The organism is Phormidesmis sp. 146-33, assembly GCF_052939515.1.
Genome location: NZ_JBJPHU010000037.1, coordinates 17,178 through 35,133, shown reverse-complemented (window position 1 = coordinate 35,133; position 17,956 = coordinate 17,178). Strand labels below are relative to the sequence as shown.

The window sequence follows — 17,956 nt, the reverse complement described above, 5'->3', positions numbered from 1 at the left end:
GAATTCACGTTAAATAAACTGAACTAGACGAGTTGAGCGATCGCGCGATCGACTTGAACCAACCCATATCCACTCGCGTAATCAAACCCAACATCAAAGCCTGGAGTGATTGGATCATCCATATCCAGAGCCGTCTGTTCTAAGACTTGATTAATTTGTGCTGGACTTAAGGAGCGATTTGCTTGGAGCATCAAAGCTGCCACTGCTGCAAGGTGAGGAGCCGCTGCTGACGTGCCTCGAAAGTTGGGAAAAAGGTCAGAATCCTCCACAGTATCTGTGCCAAAAAATGTCGTATTGGTGTCGTCAGGCCCAACAAACCTCGGCTGCTGGCGAAACTCAGGTCTAGAGAGACGATTGCCCTTTTGGTCAAACAAAATCGGAGTACCCCCCGCCGAAGAAAAGTCTTGTAATCTTGCAGGGTTTACACCGTAGGCAGGCGTATTAAAGTAAGCAGCGGCTCCGACTGCTGCAACGCCCCTGGCATTTCCGTTGCCGTAGACCGTTGAACTGTTGGTGTTGTAATCGTTGATTGTGAAGGTACTGGCGGCATCATTCACCACATACTTCATCAAACCGGGAGCAGCCCCCGATCGCTTGGCAATCAACAGATTAAACTGATCCGAGCCAAACGAGCCATCATTGCGGAATGTCAGCGCCTCGATCGGGTCTCCTCCCACATTTGATAGTCTGCTACTAGCTAGTACTTTTTGTTTTGCATTGTCAAGCAGGTAGATATCAAGGTCATTGGTAGAACGACCGAGTGGCGAATCCCATTGAAATGACAGATCAAAAGAATCGTTCTTCGCCAGCGTAATGCTCTGATAGAAATCGACCCCGGCTCCTGGATCAAAGTCATGAACTTCTCCATAGCCTGCAAAGAACCCAGCCGACCTGAAAGCACCTTGATAGCTGTCACGAGCATTGTTCCTCGCAGCAGCAAAGTAAGGAATGCCCTGTTTGACAACCTCCTCGATCGCCTGAGCCACAATCCCATCCTGGAACATTGGTTCAGCCAAAGTTATGTCATCTACAATGATTTGCGCTCCCTGGGCTGCTAGTGCTCGAATGCCATCCGCGAAGACTTTTTGACTAGCCACCCCAGTGTGGAACATCAAACTTGCACCGGGAGCAACATCGTGAATGAGCTGCATCATGGCTCTGCCTTCGTCTGTCACACGCGAAATCTCACTGCTCAAATCATCTGCCAGCACAGTTACCCTTGTAGGCAAGTCACCACTCGCAATATCTGTTGCCGCCCCACCTAGCCTGTTAAAATTATTCGACAACACTCCGATTTTGATGCCTGTGCCATCTACTCCAAAGCGACTTCTGGCAACATCGGCTTGCATGGCTCGATCGCCCTGGCTAGTCACTAATCCAAAATTCCCCAAAGTCAGAAAAGCGGCATTGCTGAGGGTACTTGCAGAGATGTTGTTTAAGGTTGCTAGTAGTCCGTTTGTCTGAGTGCTGATCAGCGTACTGTTGGCATTGCTTCCTGTACCCTGAGTGATAATTAACTGATCAAACGTTAAGCCTCCCGCTAATCCGATACGATCGCGCTCACTGAGTTTGAAGTCTATAATGGTGTCTGCCCCTTTGTTAGGCTCTAGCACAAAGATATCGCGACCACTGCCGCCCACTAGAGCGTCTCGCCCCAATCCTCCCCAGAGGGTATCGTTGCCCACATCGCCCCAGAGCAGGTCGTTGCCCACGTCGCCGCGCAAAATGTCATCGCCACCTAGTCCATAAATAATGTCATTTCCGCCTTGACCGTTGATGATGTCATTGAAGCGATCGAACCCTGCGATACGGTCATCCAGATCATTGAGAAAAGTCACCCGGCTTGATTGCTGACCTTCGAGAATTTGGCTGCGCTGCCAGTTTGCATTAAAGACATCAAAGCTATCCTGAATGGTACTATCACCCTCAAATAGAATGTTGCCCAAGAGCGCCGAGCCAACAGGTAAGTTGTCCAGATTTTCTAGCTGAAAATTCTTTAGAGTCACCTGAGTATTTGAAACTCGCTCAAATGAAATCACTAAGTCTCTACCGTGTTGAGTCAAAACCATGTTCTTTGCAGTCAGTCCCACTCCCTCAAACTTCAGGGTATCGAGGTTAGCAATGATTGCGTCTGTCTGATTGCCTTTCGCTCCAATGCCGCCGAAATTGTTAATCGTTATGTTGCCTGTGCCACGGAGAATTTTGAAAAGTTTCCGACTGCCAGACCCATCAAAATCAGCAGTGCTGGTTGCTGCTTGTGAACTGTGACTTGTTGATTGGGCAGCGATCGCTGTATTCAAATCGCCACGGGTCAGCGATTGCAGATTGGTTTGATCTAGGGAAGTAGATAAAGCGCGATCGACAAGGTTATTTCTCATGAAAGTATGTTCCAAATTACAAAGTTTATTCCTACGAAGCTGGGCATCACTAATCAATGCTTTGGCTTTTTCTTTCGATCTTCATATTCCCGCTTTCGATCCTCATATTCCCGTTCACATTGCCGATCCTCATCAGTTTTGCCAATGCTAAAAGAATACGGACGAGAAGTACTACCGCGCTCTACACTTTTGGTTTGGTGGTCAATGCTGGCGATGAAAGTACCAGACTCAAGGACGGTGTTACCGCGTTTGATCTCATAGGAAAAGTCGTTCTTTCCAGGTTGCACTGCTAAATGTCTACCGCTGTGACTTGTGCCAAAAGACACTCTAAATCCTTCGGATGTTGAGGCTTTGTCGTATTCACGATCGGTATAGGGAGGCGGGTTTTGATCAATCCCAGGAGTAACATTGCGGATCACAACGCGCAAGCCTGGAGCAGGTAGCATCGTATTGGATATAAATTCTGCTCGTCCGGTTTCCTCTGTGTATCGACGGGTGCGAGTCTGAAAATTGGAGTAGTAGAACGGCCCGTGACACCTGCCGGAGTCTACTGTGTAAGCTTCAGTGACCGATAAAGTCATGATTGTACCTACATTTAATTGCTGAGATGCTTGAAATTTGAATCCGATTTGAAGAGCGGGCGATCGGGCTTGGGCTTGGGTAAAATCAACCATCAGTGGAACACTTAACAGTGATACTCCAATGACTTTAGAGGCCCATTTTGCTTTACTTGGCAGGGTTGCTTTTTGTAGTTTCATCAGCTTCACCTTGTATCAGTAGCGCCAGACTATCTTATGGCTCAAATCGTTCTTGGCTTAAATCTTAAGCAATCTATATAGAAACTTCATTCGTTTGACCCACAGACTAGATGAAGAGAGAGGTGCAATTTTGATTGCGGGAAAGTGCAATGGTTGTCAATATCTAGATGGTTAACTCAAATCTTGCACTGTTCTCAATAGTTCTAACAGATGGCTTAATCATGATGTGGGGAGTTGTACTAGTTAGCCAAGAAAACTTTAATACGATCAACTAGGTGTTGCGCTGACTGCTCACTACACTGCTCATCGTAGTCATCTTCCATCTCAACGTGCAGCACACCTGTCAATATAATTTGACAGTGTTCAGAAACAATTCCATACATGCCCACGGTTCTTGAACACTGAGCTTTTACATCCTTGATGTGACGCAGCCAATACTCACTCACCTTGACTTTAGATGCAAAAATATACTGCCGCTTGATTAATTTTGTTATTAGCTCACTAAGAAATATTGCGCTGAACCAATAAAGCAGAATCGAAGCCAGAAAACCTAACGTCAAAGTATTAACGAAAATGCTGACAACATCAGAAATATTCGTATATCTTATTTTATTTGAGTAACTTAGTATAAAAAAGATGATTAGAAATAGTCCTAACGCACACGTCACTCTAAATACAAAACAACTTTGTTGCTCTATCACCAATTTTTCGAGTCTCTTATCGAATGTGAAGAACTTATTTTGTCTGCCTAGCCAAAGGCAATTGATTAAAAAGATGGGACTGCCCACACACAAAGTAATCAATAGAGCGGCTAGAATATGCCCCTGAGCAATGCTGAATAGATAAAAAAAGATAATTGTAAGTGCTATGAGAGAAGCAAGATTAATTATTTTTCCAGGTTTTGAGTATTCAATGTCACAAATTCTAATAACTAATTTAGTTGGTGTATCTACTAAGATTTTCATAGTTTTCTCATTAGTTACAATTGTCAACTTTACTGCAACACCCAAACTAACCCGATCGCTTCAATTTGCCTCAATCGATCGCCCTTACTCTGCTTCCCCAATCAACGTAAATGCTGCCCAATTTCGCGGTTGCGGATGAGTTTTCATCGTGGTTAGCATTGCCTGTCGGAGTGCCTGCGCTTTGTCGGGTTGTTCCTGCAAGTTTTTATAAAACGTCTGCATTAGCTCCGCTGTTGGCGCATCGGGCACTGCCCAAAGGGAAACAATCACACTGGGTACGCCTGCTGCAATGAGCGATCGCGATAATCCGATAATGCCATCGCTTGTCACATCACCTTGAGCGGTATCACAGGCACTTAACACCACTAGCTCCGCATTGAGCTTCATGCTAAGGATTTCAGTCGGGGTGAGTAGGCCATCGTTGACCTGGTTGGGGTGATTAGGGGCAAGCACGATCGCGCCTGGTGTATTGCCATCGTTGGGGGTCAATAAGCCATGCGTCGCGAGATGAATAAACCGTGCTTGCGGCATCTGGTTGAGGACTGCTGATTTATTCGCAGCAGCCCCAATCATTGGTGTGGTTTTGAGCAACTGCGCGACAGTACGGGCTTCTTGTTCGGCTGCGGGTAAAGGGGCAAGACCCTCCAACAGTTTGGGCAGTGTAGGATTGCCAACCACTAAAGCAGTGCGATTTGAAGTACGGTTAAGTTGTTGTTGGTTCTGGTTAGTAAAACTCAGGACTTGAATTGAGGGTGCTGTCAGCAGGGTGTGCTGTTCAATCAGATAGGTGCCTTTTTCATTTAGTAAGGCGGGAAAAGGCACCAATAACAGTTCGTTGTGCGGAATGAAGATGACGCGATCGCTGGGATTTTTGGGTAATAAGTCAGCGATCGGCTCAATCAGCAATTGATGTAAGGTTCTGAGTTGGTCGGCTCCAAACTGATTCAGGCGAGTATTGTTTCCTGAGGACGCTGGAGTGGATGTTGTTCCAGAGCGACGAACGCCTCGCCGTAAAACATCATGAGTGACAGACACCAACTCTTGTAGTTTTGTGGTTGAAGATGTGTACCCAGTTTTGCGAAACTCAATCTGCCCAGTGGGACGAACTACCCAGATATACAGACTGTTATTACCTATCACCGAATATTCCACTAGCGTGGCGTTTTGCCGTTGGGCAACTTGCTGGATTTGAGCCAGCGAGATCGGTTGACTTAACTGTTGAATGGTTTGGGAGTCGTTGGGACTGCTTGCCAGACGAGTAGCAAGGAGTTCGACAAAAGCACGAGTGCGACCTCGTTCCGACACTTCTAAAGCAGACGCAATTTTATTTTGAGCCACTAATGCATGTTGTAACGCTTGGTAAGAGGTCTTGTTAAGATCGTTGAGGGCAATTTTATCTCGATCCTGCAATCCGGGTCGAAGTTGCTCAAAAATTGAAATCGATTGGTATAGAGGCTGTTCTGCTGCACTGTATTTTTCTAAAGAAAGAAACGCAAGTCCAATGGTGGTCAGCCTGTGAGCTTTCATCTCACGCTGACCCAAGATTTGAGTCATCTTCAGTGACTGCTGATAATACTCCAGTGCTTTCGCATATCGACCCAAACTAGCGTAGTGTCTTCCAATCGCATTAAGTACGTTGCTTTCTTGTGATCGATCGCCTGCCTCTTGTGACCATTTTAATGCCTGCTGATAGGACTGCATTGCCTTCTCAAGTTGTCCTAACTCTGTGTAGCTCTTTCCAATGTTCGTGAGTGCAGCACTTTCGCTTGCTCGATTACCTGTCATTTGATGAATCTTGAATGCTTGCTGATAATATTTCAGTGCTTCCGCATATTGCTCAGAGATCCTGTAAATTTCTCCAATATCTTCAAGCACATTGCTTTCTCCTGCTGGATCTCCTATTGCCTGGAAAATCTTCAACGCTTGCTGATAAGCATCCAACGCTTTTTCAAGTTGTCCCCACTCACGATAAGTTGCTCCAATTTCTTTGAGCGTTCTGCTTTCCTCAATTGGCTCCGGCATATCTCGATACACGTTCCGCGCCTGCTGATAGTACTCCAGCGCCTTTGTATATCGTTTCAAGTGTGCGTAGTGTCCTCCAATGTTTCTCAGTGTTGAACCTTCAGAAAACCGCTCGCCAATTGCTTGATAAATTTTCAATGCCTGCTGATGATGCTTTAGCGCGTTTGCAGGTTGGCCTAAAAATTTATAGATAGTTCCGATAGCGTTGAGCGCGCTGCCTTCCCCTGCTCGATTGCCCATCTCTTGACGCAACTTCAGTGACTGTTGAAAAGCTGACATTGCCTTCGGATATTGCCCTAATGTTAGATAGACCGCTCCAAGAGCATGTAATGTGGTGCTTTCCCCAGGGCGATCGCCGACTTCTTGCCAAATTTTCAAAGTCTGTTGAAAGAGATCCAACGCCTTCGCGTACTGCCCTAAATCTAGATAGATCGATCCAATATTGCCGAGTGCACGCCCTTCTTCTGTTCGATCGTGCATTCCTCGAGCAATTTTCAAAGCCTGCTGATAGAACTCTAACGCTTTCGCATACTGCCCTGACTTACTGTAGATCGATCCAATGTTGTTGAAAGTTCGACCTTGATTCGCACGATCACCGACTTCTTGCCAAATTTTTAAAGCCAGTTGATAAGACTCTAATGCCTCCGCATACTGCCCTAAGCTGCCATAGATTGATCCAAGGTGGGTGAGCGTGCTACCTTCTGCTACTTGATCACGCATTTCTTGAGCGATTTTCAAAGCCTGCTGATAAGACTCTAATGCCTTCGCATACTGTCCTGATACGTTGTAGACTACGCCAATAAAGACGAGAGCGTACCTCTCTCCTGATCGATCGTGCATTTCTTGAGCAATTTTTAGTGCTCCTTGATAAGACTGCAACGCTTCCGCATACTGCCCCAAGTGTATGTAGATCAGTCCAATGTTATTGAGCGTAGTACCTGCCAGCAACTGATTATGCTCTTCCTGCGCTATCTTCAGTGCTGAGTGATGAAACTGTAATGCCTCTGCATATTGCCCAGATCTGTCATAAACTTGCCCAATGGTGGTGAGCGTAATGCCTTCATTCGCTCGATCGCCCATCTGCTGATACAGCCTCAATGCCTGCTGATACACAGTTAGCGCTTCAGTAAATCGTGAACTGCGGTAGAGTTGTCTCCCTTGTTGGACTAACTGCGCTGCCTGTGTCTGTATCGGATCGTTCGCGGAGGATTGCGCGAGAACACGCGGAGTGTTCAATCGTGCAGCGTCGGGTAACGCACTGAGCAGAGCCGTCATCAGTAGGAAACGAGCAGTAATCTGAGTGAGGTGCATATAGTCACAATTCCCATTATGGTTCTAAAGGGGATGGAGATACATTGAAGACAAGCCACAGTAAAACTAAATTCATATCCTTTTCACTTTTTTAAGCATCGTCCTGACGCGATCGCCCTTACTCTGCCTCGCCAATCAGCGTGAAGGCTGCCCAATCTCGCGGTTTGGAATGGGTTCTCATTGTTGCTAACATTGCCTGTCGAAGGGCTTGTGCTTTATCTGGATTCTTCTGAAGGTTTTGATAAAATGCCTGCATCAATTCGGCGGTCGGCGCATCGGGAACTGCCCACAGGGAGACGACCACACTGGGTACACCTGCTGAAATGAGCGATCGCGACAAGCCAATAATCCCATCTCCGGTTGTTCTGCCCTGTGCCGTATTGCAAGCACTCAAGACCACTAAATCTGCTTGTAGTTTCATGTTCAAGATTTCTTCTGCGGTCAGTAGTCCATCATCGTTACCAGAAGGTGCTAGAGCGATCGCGCTTTCCAATCCCCTTACATCATCCAGTAGTCCATGAGTAGCGAGATGAATGATTGAGGCTTGGGGCATTTTTGCAACGATCGCTGCTTTGGTTCCTTGTGCGCCAATAATCGGTTGAGTGGTGAGGAGGGAAGCGATCGCTTTTGCTTCGATTTCGGCTCCGGGTAGGGGTGACAATCGTTGTTTGGGCGCTCCAGGATAGACAGACACACTCGGCATGGTGGGATTGCCCAATACGAGAGCTTTCCTGTTGTTAGATTGCTGAGTAACTAACCTTTGTTGTTGTTGTCGGGTTAGTGCTAGTACTTGAATCGAGGGGGCAGTGCGAATCGTGTGTTTTCGGATTAAGTAAGTCCCGTTACTATCTTGGAGGGCGGGAAAGGGGACTTGAAAGAGTAAGCCTTGCGGAATGAAAATGACGTGGGCGTTGGGGTCTTTGGGGAGGAGAGTGGCGATCGGATCTATCAGCAATTGATGTAGTGTAGGTAAATTGGGTTGGGAATGGGTAGAGAAAGCGCTGCGACTCCGAACCGCAAAAAATTCTTGATTGCCAACGATCAGGTCAGCTAGAGAAACTTTGTGTTGTTGCCAGAGAGGTTTTAGATCAACTTGACGGAAGGTGATTTCACCCGTGGGTGAAATCACCCAAATATAAAGCGCTGATTCTCGCCATGCGTCTTTGCTCTCAATTTGAAAATTATCATAGATAATCGAGTACTGAACTAAGGCAGCGTTTTGTGCTTTCGCGATTTGACGAATTTGGGATTGGTTGGGAGCAGTCGCGATCGCTCTGTTGACAGAACTAGGAGATAATCGCTGGGTCAGAAGATCGACAAAAGCACGGGCACGCCCCCGCTCGGCAATTTCTAACGCGGCGCTCGGTTGATTCTGTGCGACTCGGACTTGTTGTAGAGTTCGATAAGTGCGGGCTTGTCCTTCAAAAAGCAGGACTTTATTATTATCGTTAGCGTCGAATGTCTGCCGCATTGATTCCCAAACTTGAATGCCATTCAGGAGCATTTTTTCAGCTTCGGGTAAATTGTCAACTTCTAGCAAAGCCGCTCCGAGGTTGTTGAGCGCCATACCCTCTCCTTGACGATCGTGAATTTCCCGTGCAAGCGCTAAACTTTGTTGCATATACTCGATTGTCTTGGTGTAGTTGCCTGAGGAAAAGTAAGCATCTCCCAGACTCCTCAGTGCTATCGCTTCACCTTGACGATCTTGAATTTCGCGGGCGATCGCTAACCACTGCTGTGTATACTGAATCACCTGAGCGTATTTGCCTAAACCTTTATAAGCAACTCCTAAATTGCCCAATGCTCTGCTTTCAGTTCGACGGTTTTTAAGTTCGCGGGCGATCGCTAAGCTTTGCTGTAGGTATTCAATTGCTTGGCTATATCTACCTGCAAACGAGTAAAGGACTCCCACATGACTCAATGCTGCCCCTTCACCTTCGCGGTCTTGAAGTTTCTGTGCGATCTTCAATCCTTGCTGTGCATACTCAAATGCTCGGTCATAGTCGCCAATATACGTATAAGCAATGCTCAAATTACCCAATACGACACCTTCTTTGTGACGGTCTTTCCTTTCCCGCACAATTGCCAAACCCTGCTGTGTATACTCAATCGCTTTAGCATAGTTGCCTAGCAGGCGGTATGTGATACCTAGATGAAGCAGTGCGTTGGCTTCATTTTCTGGGTCTTGTGTTTCCCGTGCGATCGCTAACGCCTGCTGTGTGTACTCAATTGATTGGTCATAGTTGCTTAATTCAAGATGAACCAGTCCCAAATAACCCAGTGTGGCGAGTTCATCTCGACGGCTCCTGATAGCGCGATAGATTGCTAGTGCCTGATTGTAAGACTGAATTGCTGCTTGATACTGATGGGATTGCTGCTGCTGTCTGCCTCGATCGTACAGTTGATTGGCTTCTACCCTTTGAGAATCGATCGTTTGAGCGATCGCTAAACGTGGGGCGTGGGGGGGAATGTAAAAGGCAACAGACAACAGGCAAAGGGCGAGGGGAAAGAAGAAGCGCGGGTGCTTCGCAGTTGCCAGAGGCAATCGCACTCTACGATCGTTGGATTTGAGCAGCTTTAATAAGGGATTCATCAAATTTTAGAGTTTGGGGCGAAGGAATTAGCGAGGTTGTGGTTTTTGATCGCGCTGCTCCACAGATACTGCAAGGGTTGCTTCAATTTGTTTGAGGCGATCGCTCTCCTCTCACTCGCAGCTCACCGTTGATTTGATTGGTATAGCAGCCTGACAGAATCTCTTAGGAGGATATTAATCGTTACGATTCCCAAGATGGTTCCCAAGGGAATGGAAATGCATTGAAGACAAGCGATCGTAAAGCTAAATCCATAGCCTTTTCGTCTTGCCAAACATCGTCCTGAAGCAATCGTCAACAAAGAATAGGTGAGTCCAACAAACAGAAGAGTAAGTCCGTAACTCAAAAGAAGACCTCCGGACAAAAAGGTACAGCGTGGCGAACCTGTGAATCATACAGGGAGATAAAGCGCCAAGTCTGGAAAAAGAATGAAAGCGACACAATTGTTAGAGATAGATGAATGCCTCCCAATACATAGTTAAAAAGCGATAGCAAAGACAAGTATTGGCGATCGGTGTTATTCATTAATTTTATTTCTTGCAACGCTGTAAAGGTGTTGTTCTGTTATCTAAAGAATGGAGCAACTAGAAACTATAGTAGATGACCATTGATCAAATTAATGACGCTTGCGATCGCGTTTATTCTCTTCATCATAAGTTCGACGACATTCTGCATCTTTATCGCTAGACGAAGAAGCCATCGTTTCGTCGCGCGTGATTGCTTTGGTTTGGCGCTGAATCGTCGCCGTGAATGAACCCGATTCAATCACGCTGTTAGCACGTTTGATTTCATAGGAGAAATCGTTTTTACCTTCTCGAACAGCGAGATATCTGCCACTATGAGCAACTCCAACATTGACTTTGAATCCTTCAGATGTGGGTGCTTTGTCATACTCTCGATCGGTATAGGGAGACGGATTCTGGTCGATGCCCAGTGTGATATTTCGGATGACAACACGCAAACCTGGAGCAGGCATCGTTTTTGAGATAAAGACAGCGCGACTTGCTGGTTCGTCGGTGTAGTTGCGGGTGTAGGTCTGAGGCTTAGATAAGTAGACTGGCCCGTGACACTGGCCCGAATCAACTTGGTAAGTTGCTGTAACCCGTAGAGAATAGAGTACCCCCACGTTTAATGCTGGAGAGTCTCTAAATTTAAGTCCGGTTTGAGTGGGCTGTGCATTAATAGAATTAGCAGTGAAAGTGTTTAACAGTAGCAATCCAATAATCTGAAACCCCCAAGCTTTGGCTTTGTAGAATTGCATTGATTTCATCCCTTGCAGGTTAGCGATCGTTTCACTTGTTGATGAACCTTTAAAGTCTATGTTGAGCGTTTTGTAAATTAGACTTCTGCATGCATGTCCGGCAATTGATGTTAGCTTCGCAAGTGCTTTTGGTCACGTGGTTATCAGAACAAAGTACAGGGAGGTGAACTAACCGACAAAATTGCTTCTTTACCTTTAAGTAAGTGGAGATAAGTAAGTGGAGAAACGGGAGTGGCTCTGAATGGCTCTTAATCAAGATGGTAAGCAAATTATGTTGAGTATTCACGCAGCACACCCGCAAATCTGATGAATGAGAGAGTGCAATATCGATTGCGGGAAGATGCAACTTGATTCACCAATCGCAGTTTCTACAGCGCTACTCCGCTTCTCCTATCAATGTGAAGGCTGCCCAATCTCGCGGCTGGGGATGGGTTTTCATCGTCGTTAACATTGCCTGCCGGAGTGCTTGGGCTTTATCTGGGTTCTTTTGCAAGTTTTGGTAAAACGACTGCATTAGTTCCGCAGTGGGGGCATCGGGAACTGACCACAAGGAAACAATCACACTGGGCACCCCGGCTGAGATAAAGGCACGCGATAGCCCAATGATGCCGTCCCCTGTGGTTCTTCCTTGTGCAGTGTTGCAGGCACTCAAAACAACCAGGTTCGCTTTTAGTCTCATGTCCAAGATTTCTTCTGCGCTCAATAAGCCATTATCTTTGCCAGAGGGAGCTAGTGCGATTGCACTTTCTAATCCCCTTACATCATCCAGTAGTCCATGTGTCGCGAAGTGAATGATTGAAGCTTGAGGCATTTTTGCAACGATCGCTGCTTTAGTTCCTTGTGCGCCAATAATGGGTTGAGTGTTGAGGAGGGGGGCGATCGCTTTCGCTTCCGTTTCGGCTCCGGGTAAGGGAGATAACGATCGCTCAGGTGCTCCGGGCGCAGGAGAAACACTGGGCATGGTCGGATTGCCCAACACTATGGCTCTACCTGGTTTTTGATTGCTTAATTTCTGTCGCTGTTGTCGGGTGAGTGCCAGCACTTGAATGGAAGGAGCCGTGAGAATCGTATGTTTTTGAATCAGGTAGTTTCCTTGATCATCTTGCAGGGCGGGGAAGGGTACTTGAAACAGCGCACCCTGGGGAATGAAGATGACGTGATCGTTCGGGGTTTTGGGGAGGAGCGGAGCGATCGGCTCAATGAGTAATTGATGTAGCGTGGGTAGATTAGCTTGAGGTCTAGTAGAGTTAGAACCACGACTGCGGACAGCGAGAAACTCTTGCTTCTCAATGGTTAGTTTAGCTAAAGAGGTGTTGTGCCGTTGCCATAAGGGTTTAAGGTCAACTTGTCGGAAAGTGATATCGCCGGTCGGTTGAATCACCCAGATATAGAGCGCAGATTCTCGTGTTGATGGCTTTCCTTGAATCTTGATGGTCTCATAGATGATGGAGTACTGCACTAGAGTCGCGTTCTGCATTTTGGCGATCTGCCTGATTTGGCTTTGGGTAGGAGCCGCGGCGAGGGTCAAGCCACCAGAGGACACATTGCTAGAACCTGTCGATAAGCGCTGTGCTAGGAGTTCGACAAAGGCGCGTCCCCGCCCACGTTCAGCAATTTCTAGCGCAGGAGTGATTTTGTTTTGCCGAATCAACACTTCTTGGAGCGCGCGATAACTCGTAGCCTGTTGCTCAAAAATAGAGATCTTATTGTTATCGTTGTTGCCCAGATCGCCCCGGATCGATTCCCTCACTTGGATAGCAGAGAGCAACGCCTTCTCAGCAGAGGGTAGATTCCCAAGTTTCAAGAAAGAGTCGCCGAGGCTGTTGAGAACATAGCCCTCAAGTCGCCGATCTTTTATTTTGTGGGCGATCGCTAAACTTTGCTGATGGTATTCAATCGCTTTTGCATAGTCACCCAGAAAGTAGTAAACAGTTCCCAGGGCGGTTAGTGTGGTACTCTCACTCCGCCGGTTTTTGACTTTGCGGGCGATCACTAAACCTTGCTGAAGGTACTCAATGCTTCTAGAATAGTTGCCCAGCATAGAGTAAGCATTTCCCAGACTGCCCAGCGCGATGCCCTCATCTCGTCGGTTTTTAATTTCGCGGGTGATCGCTAACCATTGCTGACGGTATTCAATCGCTTTGGTATAGTTGCCTAGCATGGAGTAAGCACTTCCCAGATTGCCCAGCGCGATGCCCTCACTTCGACGGTTTTTGACTTCGCGTGTGATTACTAACCATTGCTGATAATGCTCAATCGCTTTGGAATAGTCGCCTAGTAAACTGTAAGTATTTGCCAGAATGCCTAATGCGTCGCCCTCACCTCGACGGTCTTTAATTTCCCTTGCGATCGCTAACCTTTTTTGAGCGTATTCAATTGCTTTGGAGTAGTTAGCTAGAGAATTGTAAGCAACTCCCAAATTGCTTAGTGCATTGCCCTCACTTTCACGATCGTTGAATTCGCGTGCGATTGCTAAACTTTGTTGAGCATACTCAATCACTTTGTCAGGGTTGTCTAGAGAACGGTAAGCAGTGCCCAACCTGTCCAATTTAAAGCCCTGACCTTGCCGACTTCTGAGTTTACGTGTGATCGCTAACCATTGCTGATAGGTCTCAACGGCTTTGAAGAAATAGTTGCTTGAAGGACGGTAATTAGTTCTCAAATCTTCCAGTACCTTGCCCGCAGCTTGCTGGTCTTTGAGTTCGTCCGCAATCGCTAACCGTTGCTGAGAATACTCAATCGCTTTGGTATGGTCGCCTAGAGAGCTGTAAGCATTTCTCAAATTGCCCAGTGCTCTCCCCTCACCTCGTCGGTCTTTGAGTTCGCGGGCGATCGCTAACCGTTGCTGAGAATACTCAATCGCTTTGGCATAATTGCCTATTAGATTGTAAGCATTTCCCAAATTGTCCAGTGCTCTCCCCTCACCTTGTCGATCTTTGATTTCGCGGGCGATCGCTAAACTTTGCTGATAGTACTCGATGGCTTTGGTATAGTTACCTAAAGAATAGTAAGCAGATCCCAAATTAACTAGTGCTTTGCCCTCACCTTGCTGATTTTTAATTGCACGATACATCTGAAGGGCCTGTTGCCAAGAGATGATTGCTGCCTCAAATTGACTAGTCTGATACTGTTGAACTCCCTGATTGAGCAGTCGATCGGTCTCGGTTTTGCGGACATCAGTGATTTGGGCAACCGCAGGAAGAGGGGCGTAGGAAGAAATGAAAAATGAAGCATGAGAAATGAAGAACGCGAGGGGAAGGAAAAATTTCACCTTACGATTGCTAAATTTAGGTTGTTTTAGAGAGGAAAGCTTCATTGGCTTTTAGCGTTTGGAGTGAGAGAGGTTAGCGTCGTCGTTCACGATTCTGAATTTGGGTTAAGCGTTTAACGTGCGGCGAAACTCTGAAGGAACCGCGAGTACAAAAATAGCACTGCTGCCCCCCCAGCGTGTTGCATGAATCATCACGGATGGAGATCACTGCATAAGCTCCCAATCTCAATCCTATAAATCATTAGACAACGAAGCAACACCACTTCATATCAAGGCATTAGGAGACTGAATCATGTTGCACCTTACCTCCAAACCATTCATCGCTTCCCTTCTTCGACCCATTGCTCAAAAACTCGACGTAATCGAAATCCGCAGCGCTAAGACAGCTCATTTTTTCTGTCGCCTTATTCCTTCCCAATGTCCGTTTGAGCGCGATATTCACTGCTTTGGTCGGCTGCTAATTCACATTCCCCCAATGTGCAAATTGAATCCGTTTTATGAGCAACTGGTTGGGTTACGGTTCAGAGCGCTCTGCTACTTGGCGGATGTGTGCGGTGAGGATATTGCAGCATATTGTTAATTCATCTCGATCGCTCACCCAAAGAATTGAGGAACCAATCTGCATCGACAGGTGCTTAGTCATCATCAGCACTTACCCACCTGGATACTATTTCAGCACCCTCTTATCTAATCGTCCATCCTGATCGCTGCTATGACACCCACCGCCTGGATTCAAGATTGTTCTACATTAGGAGTTGGTTTGCTAGTCGATGGTCGTTCAATCTCTCCCTCGCTGTAGCCTAGATCATAAAAACTAGCAGCTTGAGGATCATGCTCTGGAGGCTGTTTTGATTTGCCAGCCCAAGCATCCTCTTTCCCACGATCGAACCACTCCTGATCAGATTGTGAGGAATCATTGCTACTCATCATTCGTGTGCCCTCTAAACGTTCTGACGACACTCTAAGTCCTTGTGGAAGTTTAATGTATCGCTCTAATGGCTCAAACCTCTAACGATCAATAATTAAGGCTGCCTCAACCCTATAGAAACTGCCAACCAGCAATACTTTCCACGCGCTTACTCCCACAGACACAAACCTCTGGTTTAGAAGCGAGGTCGATAGTAGGTGAGAGCGATCGACAATCGAGTATGGCGATCGCACTGACCAACCAAACTCAAGAGAGGAGAAAGCTTTTCGCAATTTTCCCAATTACTTAAAAATGTGAAGAAAGATGCAATGAGAGAGTAATGAAAACAGTCTGAACTATTGAACAAAGCGATACCTCTTATATATTACATTTCTACAATGTATATTTCAGATTTGCGTAGTAGTGTGATATGGTAAGTAAATCTGTGTGATAAGAGCGGTTCTGATAATTTTCTCTTGTCCCAATTTTTGCATCAGTGGTGAATTAGACCGACCGTGCATCGCTAGAAAATATAAGTAAGATGCCTTCTAATGATCTGACAGAGATTACGTCTACTTCATCTCATAAGGCAGATAAGTCTACATAAAGCTGTCGCAAAGCTTATTTCCCGTATTTACTTTACAGGATGTGAACTGCAAGATATTTTATTTACAAATTTTTCGTTTTTGAAATTAAAATGACTCAGGGTGTGACCAAAAGCGGGTGTAATTTTTAAGGAAAACTACCCTACTTAACGTCAGGTCGATGAACTCTTCGCTTTTAGATCCAGAAACGCCCCCCAAATCCCCCACGAGTGAGGGACTTTGAGCCACAATTCTTCTCTTAAAGTCCCCCAAAATTGGCAGCTTGGGGGGCAGAAGCCGTGAACAACGAAGCAAAAAAACTCTCATCAAATTCACGTCTACTTGACTTGATCTGCGCGATTTGTGCGATTAAGACAAAGCAATAGAGCCATCATTCTTCCTACCTTATTCAGAGATCAGGAACTTATTCTCTTAAACATTGCAGTTCTTGTAAATCTCAGGCGTGTCGCTCAACATAAAATTTTGACCATATTTAATGGATCTGTACTGATTCCGTAGCCTTTCTAGAGAGGTTTTAGCAGAACTGCTAGGTCTTCTACAGCTTGCTAACAAATTATTTACGTAGAGAAATATGTTACTTGACGTTAGTTGCGAAAGTGAGTTTTCCCGATCCGATGGAGGTTTACCGCTTTGAAAAATACTCAAACTCTCAAAAATCTTCACCTGTCTCAGTTCAGTGGGCAACTTGTGCAGATGGATGCAAGTGGACAACAATGGATTTTTTATTTATCTCAAGGGGCAATTATCTATGCAACGGGTGGGAATCACTTAGTAAGACGGTGGAATAGAAACGTAGTCACTTACTTTCCCAAGGTGCCTAATTACAGACTAGCGTGGCACTCTGATTTGGCTAGTATTAACGCGCTAACTTTTCCAGTTGGTTGGGAGTATGCGCTGGTACAGCTATGGCTAACTCAAAAGAAAATCACCGAGCAGCAAGCCGCAAAAATGATTGACTGTACTACTGCTGAAGTGATGTTTGATGTCGCTCAAGCAGTAGATGTGGTGGGTCAAGTTATACAGGATGATGCATTGTCTCAACAACGTTCTTGGACTGAGGTAGAAAGCGCGATCGCGGACGCTGAAGCACTCTGGATAGCTTGGCAAGACGCTAAACTTGTGGACTATTCTCCCAACTGGGCCCCTATCCTTAAGCAACCCAAGCAACTTCGCAAGAATAGTTCAGAACAGTTTTACCAAACCCTGGTTGTCCTCTTAAATGGACAGAACACATTGCGTGATCTCGCTGTAAAAACGCAACGTAATGTTGTGGAGGTTACTTCTTCGCTCTTGCTTTGTTTTCAACTGGAATGGGTGGTACTCATGACGGTTGCTGACTTGCCAGGGCCATTTTTTCGACAAGGAGAGTCTGGGATACTGCCGATGTCAGTGGCTCCTGTCACAGCGATTGGGCAAGTTAAGTCAGAACCGAAAAGCAGGTCTGGTCTACGATCGCTGTCTGTGACCTCTCGAAAACCGCTGATTGCTTGTGTTGATGACAGTTTTTTAGTCCTCCAGACTTTAGAAAAGCTGCTTACATCCGCAAACTATCAGTTTGTAGGGGTAGATAATCCCCTTAGAGCGATCGGAGTTTTATTAATTCGCAAACCAGATTTAATCTTTTTGGACTTGGTAATGCCCCAAATCAACGGATATGAAATTTGTGAACAATTACGCAAGACTTCCGGTTTTTGCGATACACCTATTGTAATTTTGACTAGCAGCAGCAGTGCTGTTAACCGTCTTCAGTCAAATTTTGCTGGAGCATCAGACTTTCTCAGTAAACCACTGGATACCTTTGCAGTGCTAAGTATAGTTCGCAAGTACTTGTAATAGAGCACAACGAGCTTCACCCACTCCATTAGGGTTTTATCGATCAGTCCTTTA

General features: G+C 46.1%; 10 protein-coding genes. 2 read left to right on the top strand and 8 right to left on the bottom strand.

All coding sequences use genetic code 11. The annotated features are described in order from the left end of the window. Positions 1-23: 23 nt before the first annotated feature. The 7 genes from ACJ2PR_RS16355 to ACJ2PR_RS16325 all read right to left on the bottom strand — a co-directional run bounded on the left by ACJ2PR_RS16355 (position 24) and on the right by ACJ2PR_RS16325 (position 14,602). Positions 24-2,378, bottom strand: coding sequence for a S8 family serine peptidase (locus ACJ2PR_RS16355; protein WP_446877785.1), 2,355 nt, complete (start codon positions 2,376-2,378; stop codon positions 24-26). A 53-nt stretch (positions 2,379-2,431) separates the two neighbouring features. Beyond that, positions 2,432-3,136, bottom strand: coding sequence for a hypothetical protein (locus ACJ2PR_RS16350; RefSeq protein WP_446877784.1), 705 nt, complete (start codon positions 3,134-3,136; stop codon positions 2,432-2,434). Between the two features lie 239 nt (positions 3,137-3,375). Then, complete coding sequence (locus tag ACJ2PR_RS16345; RefSeq protein WP_446870219.1) at positions 3,376-4,101, bottom strand: hypothetical protein; 726 nt, start codon at positions 4,099-4,101, stop codon at positions 3,376-3,378. 84 nt (positions 4,102-4,185) lie between these two features. Further along, positions 4,186-7,398, bottom strand: coding sequence for a CHAT domain-containing tetratricopeptide repeat protein (locus ACJ2PR_RS16340; protein ID WP_446877783.1), 3,213 nt, complete (start codon positions 7,396-7,398; stop codon positions 4,186-4,188). A 154-nt stretch (positions 7,399-7,552) separates the two neighbouring features. After that, the gene (locus ACJ2PR_RS16335; protein WP_446877782.1) at positions 7,553-10,027 is read right to left on the bottom strand and encodes a CHAT domain-containing protein; all 2,475 of its coding nucleotides are present in this window, start codon (positions 10,025-10,027) and stop codon (positions 7,553-7,555) included. 614 nt (positions 10,028-10,641) lie between these two features. Next, positions 10,642-11,286: a hypothetical protein gene (locus tag ACJ2PR_RS16330; RefSeq protein ID WP_446877781.1), complete on the bottom strand. Its 645-nt coding sequence runs from the start codon at positions 11,284-11,286 to the stop codon at positions 10,642-10,644. Positions 11,287-11,662: 376 nt separating this feature from the next. Then, a complete protein-coding gene (locus tag ACJ2PR_RS16325; protein ID WP_446877780.1) occupies positions 11,663-14,602 on the bottom strand; it encodes a CHAT domain-containing tetratricopeptide repeat protein in 2,940 nt (979 codons plus the stop codon). 247 nt (positions 14,603-14,849) lie between these two features. Here ACJ2PR_RS16325 and ACJ2PR_RS16320 point away from each other — a divergent pair, with 247 nt between their 5' ends. Beyond that, on the top strand, positions 14,850-15,137 hold the full coding sequence (locus ACJ2PR_RS16320; RefSeq protein ID WP_446877779.1) for a Mo-dependent nitrogenase C-terminal domain-containing protein: 288 nt from the start codon (positions 14,850-14,852) through the stop codon (positions 15,135-15,137). Between the two features lie 152 nt (positions 15,138-15,289). Here the strand turns inward: ACJ2PR_RS16320 and ACJ2PR_RS16315 are convergent, their stop codons facing one another. Continuing rightward, positions 15,290-15,487 carry a hypothetical protein gene (locus ACJ2PR_RS16315; RefSeq protein WP_446859941.1) on the bottom strand — a complete coding sequence of 66 codons (198 nt, stop codon included), beginning with the start codon at positions 15,485-15,487 and terminating at the stop codon, positions 15,290-15,292. Positions 15,488-16,699: 1,212 nt separating this feature from the next. Here ACJ2PR_RS16315 and ACJ2PR_RS16310 point away from each other — a divergent pair. Beyond that, positions 16,700-17,902 (top strand): response regulator, encoded by a 1,203-nt coding sequence (locus ACJ2PR_RS16310; RefSeq protein ID WP_446877778.1) that lies wholly within the window; start codon positions 16,700-16,702, stop codon positions 17,900-17,902. Positions 17,903-17,956: the final 54 nt, after the last annotated feature.

What these genes read in the sequence shown, in the direction of transcription:
- ACJ2PR_RS16355 (WP_446877785.1), bottom strand. Translation starts at nt 2,378, where the DNA reads ATGAGAAATAACCTTGTCGATCGCGCTTTATCTACTTCCCTAGATCAA.
- ACJ2PR_RS16350 (WP_446877784.1), bottom strand. Translation starts at nt 3,136, where the DNA reads ATGAAACTACAAAAAGCAACCCTGCCAAGTAAAGCAAAATGGGCCTCT.
- ACJ2PR_RS16345 (WP_446870219.1), bottom strand. Translation starts at nt 4,101, where the DNA reads ATGAAAATCTTAGTAGATACACCAACTAAATTAGTTATTAGAATTTGT.
- ACJ2PR_RS16340 (WP_446877783.1), bottom strand. Translation starts at nt 7,398, where the DNA reads ATGACGGCTCTGCTCAGTGCGTTACCCGACGCTGCACGATTGAACACT.
- ACJ2PR_RS16335 (WP_446877782.1), bottom strand. Translation starts at nt 10,027, where the DNA reads ATGAATCCCTTATTAAAGCTGCTCAAATCCAACGATCGTAGAGTGCGA.
- ACJ2PR_RS16330 (WP_446877781.1), bottom strand. Translation starts at nt 11,286, where the DNA reads ATGCAATTCTACAAAGCCAAAGCTTGGGGGTTTCAGATTATTGGATTG.
- ACJ2PR_RS16325 (WP_446877780.1), bottom strand. Translation starts at nt 14,602, where the DNA reads ATGAAGCTTTCCTCTCTAAAACAACCTAAATTTAGCAATCGTAAGGTG.
- ACJ2PR_RS16320 (WP_446877779.1), top strand. Translation starts at nt 14,850, where the DNA reads ATGTTGCACCTTACCTCCAAACCATTCATCGCTTCCCTTCTTCGACCC.
- ACJ2PR_RS16315 (WP_446859941.1), bottom strand. Translation starts at nt 15,487, where the DNA reads ATGATGAGTAGCAATGATTCCTCACAATCTGATCAGGAGTGGTTCGAT.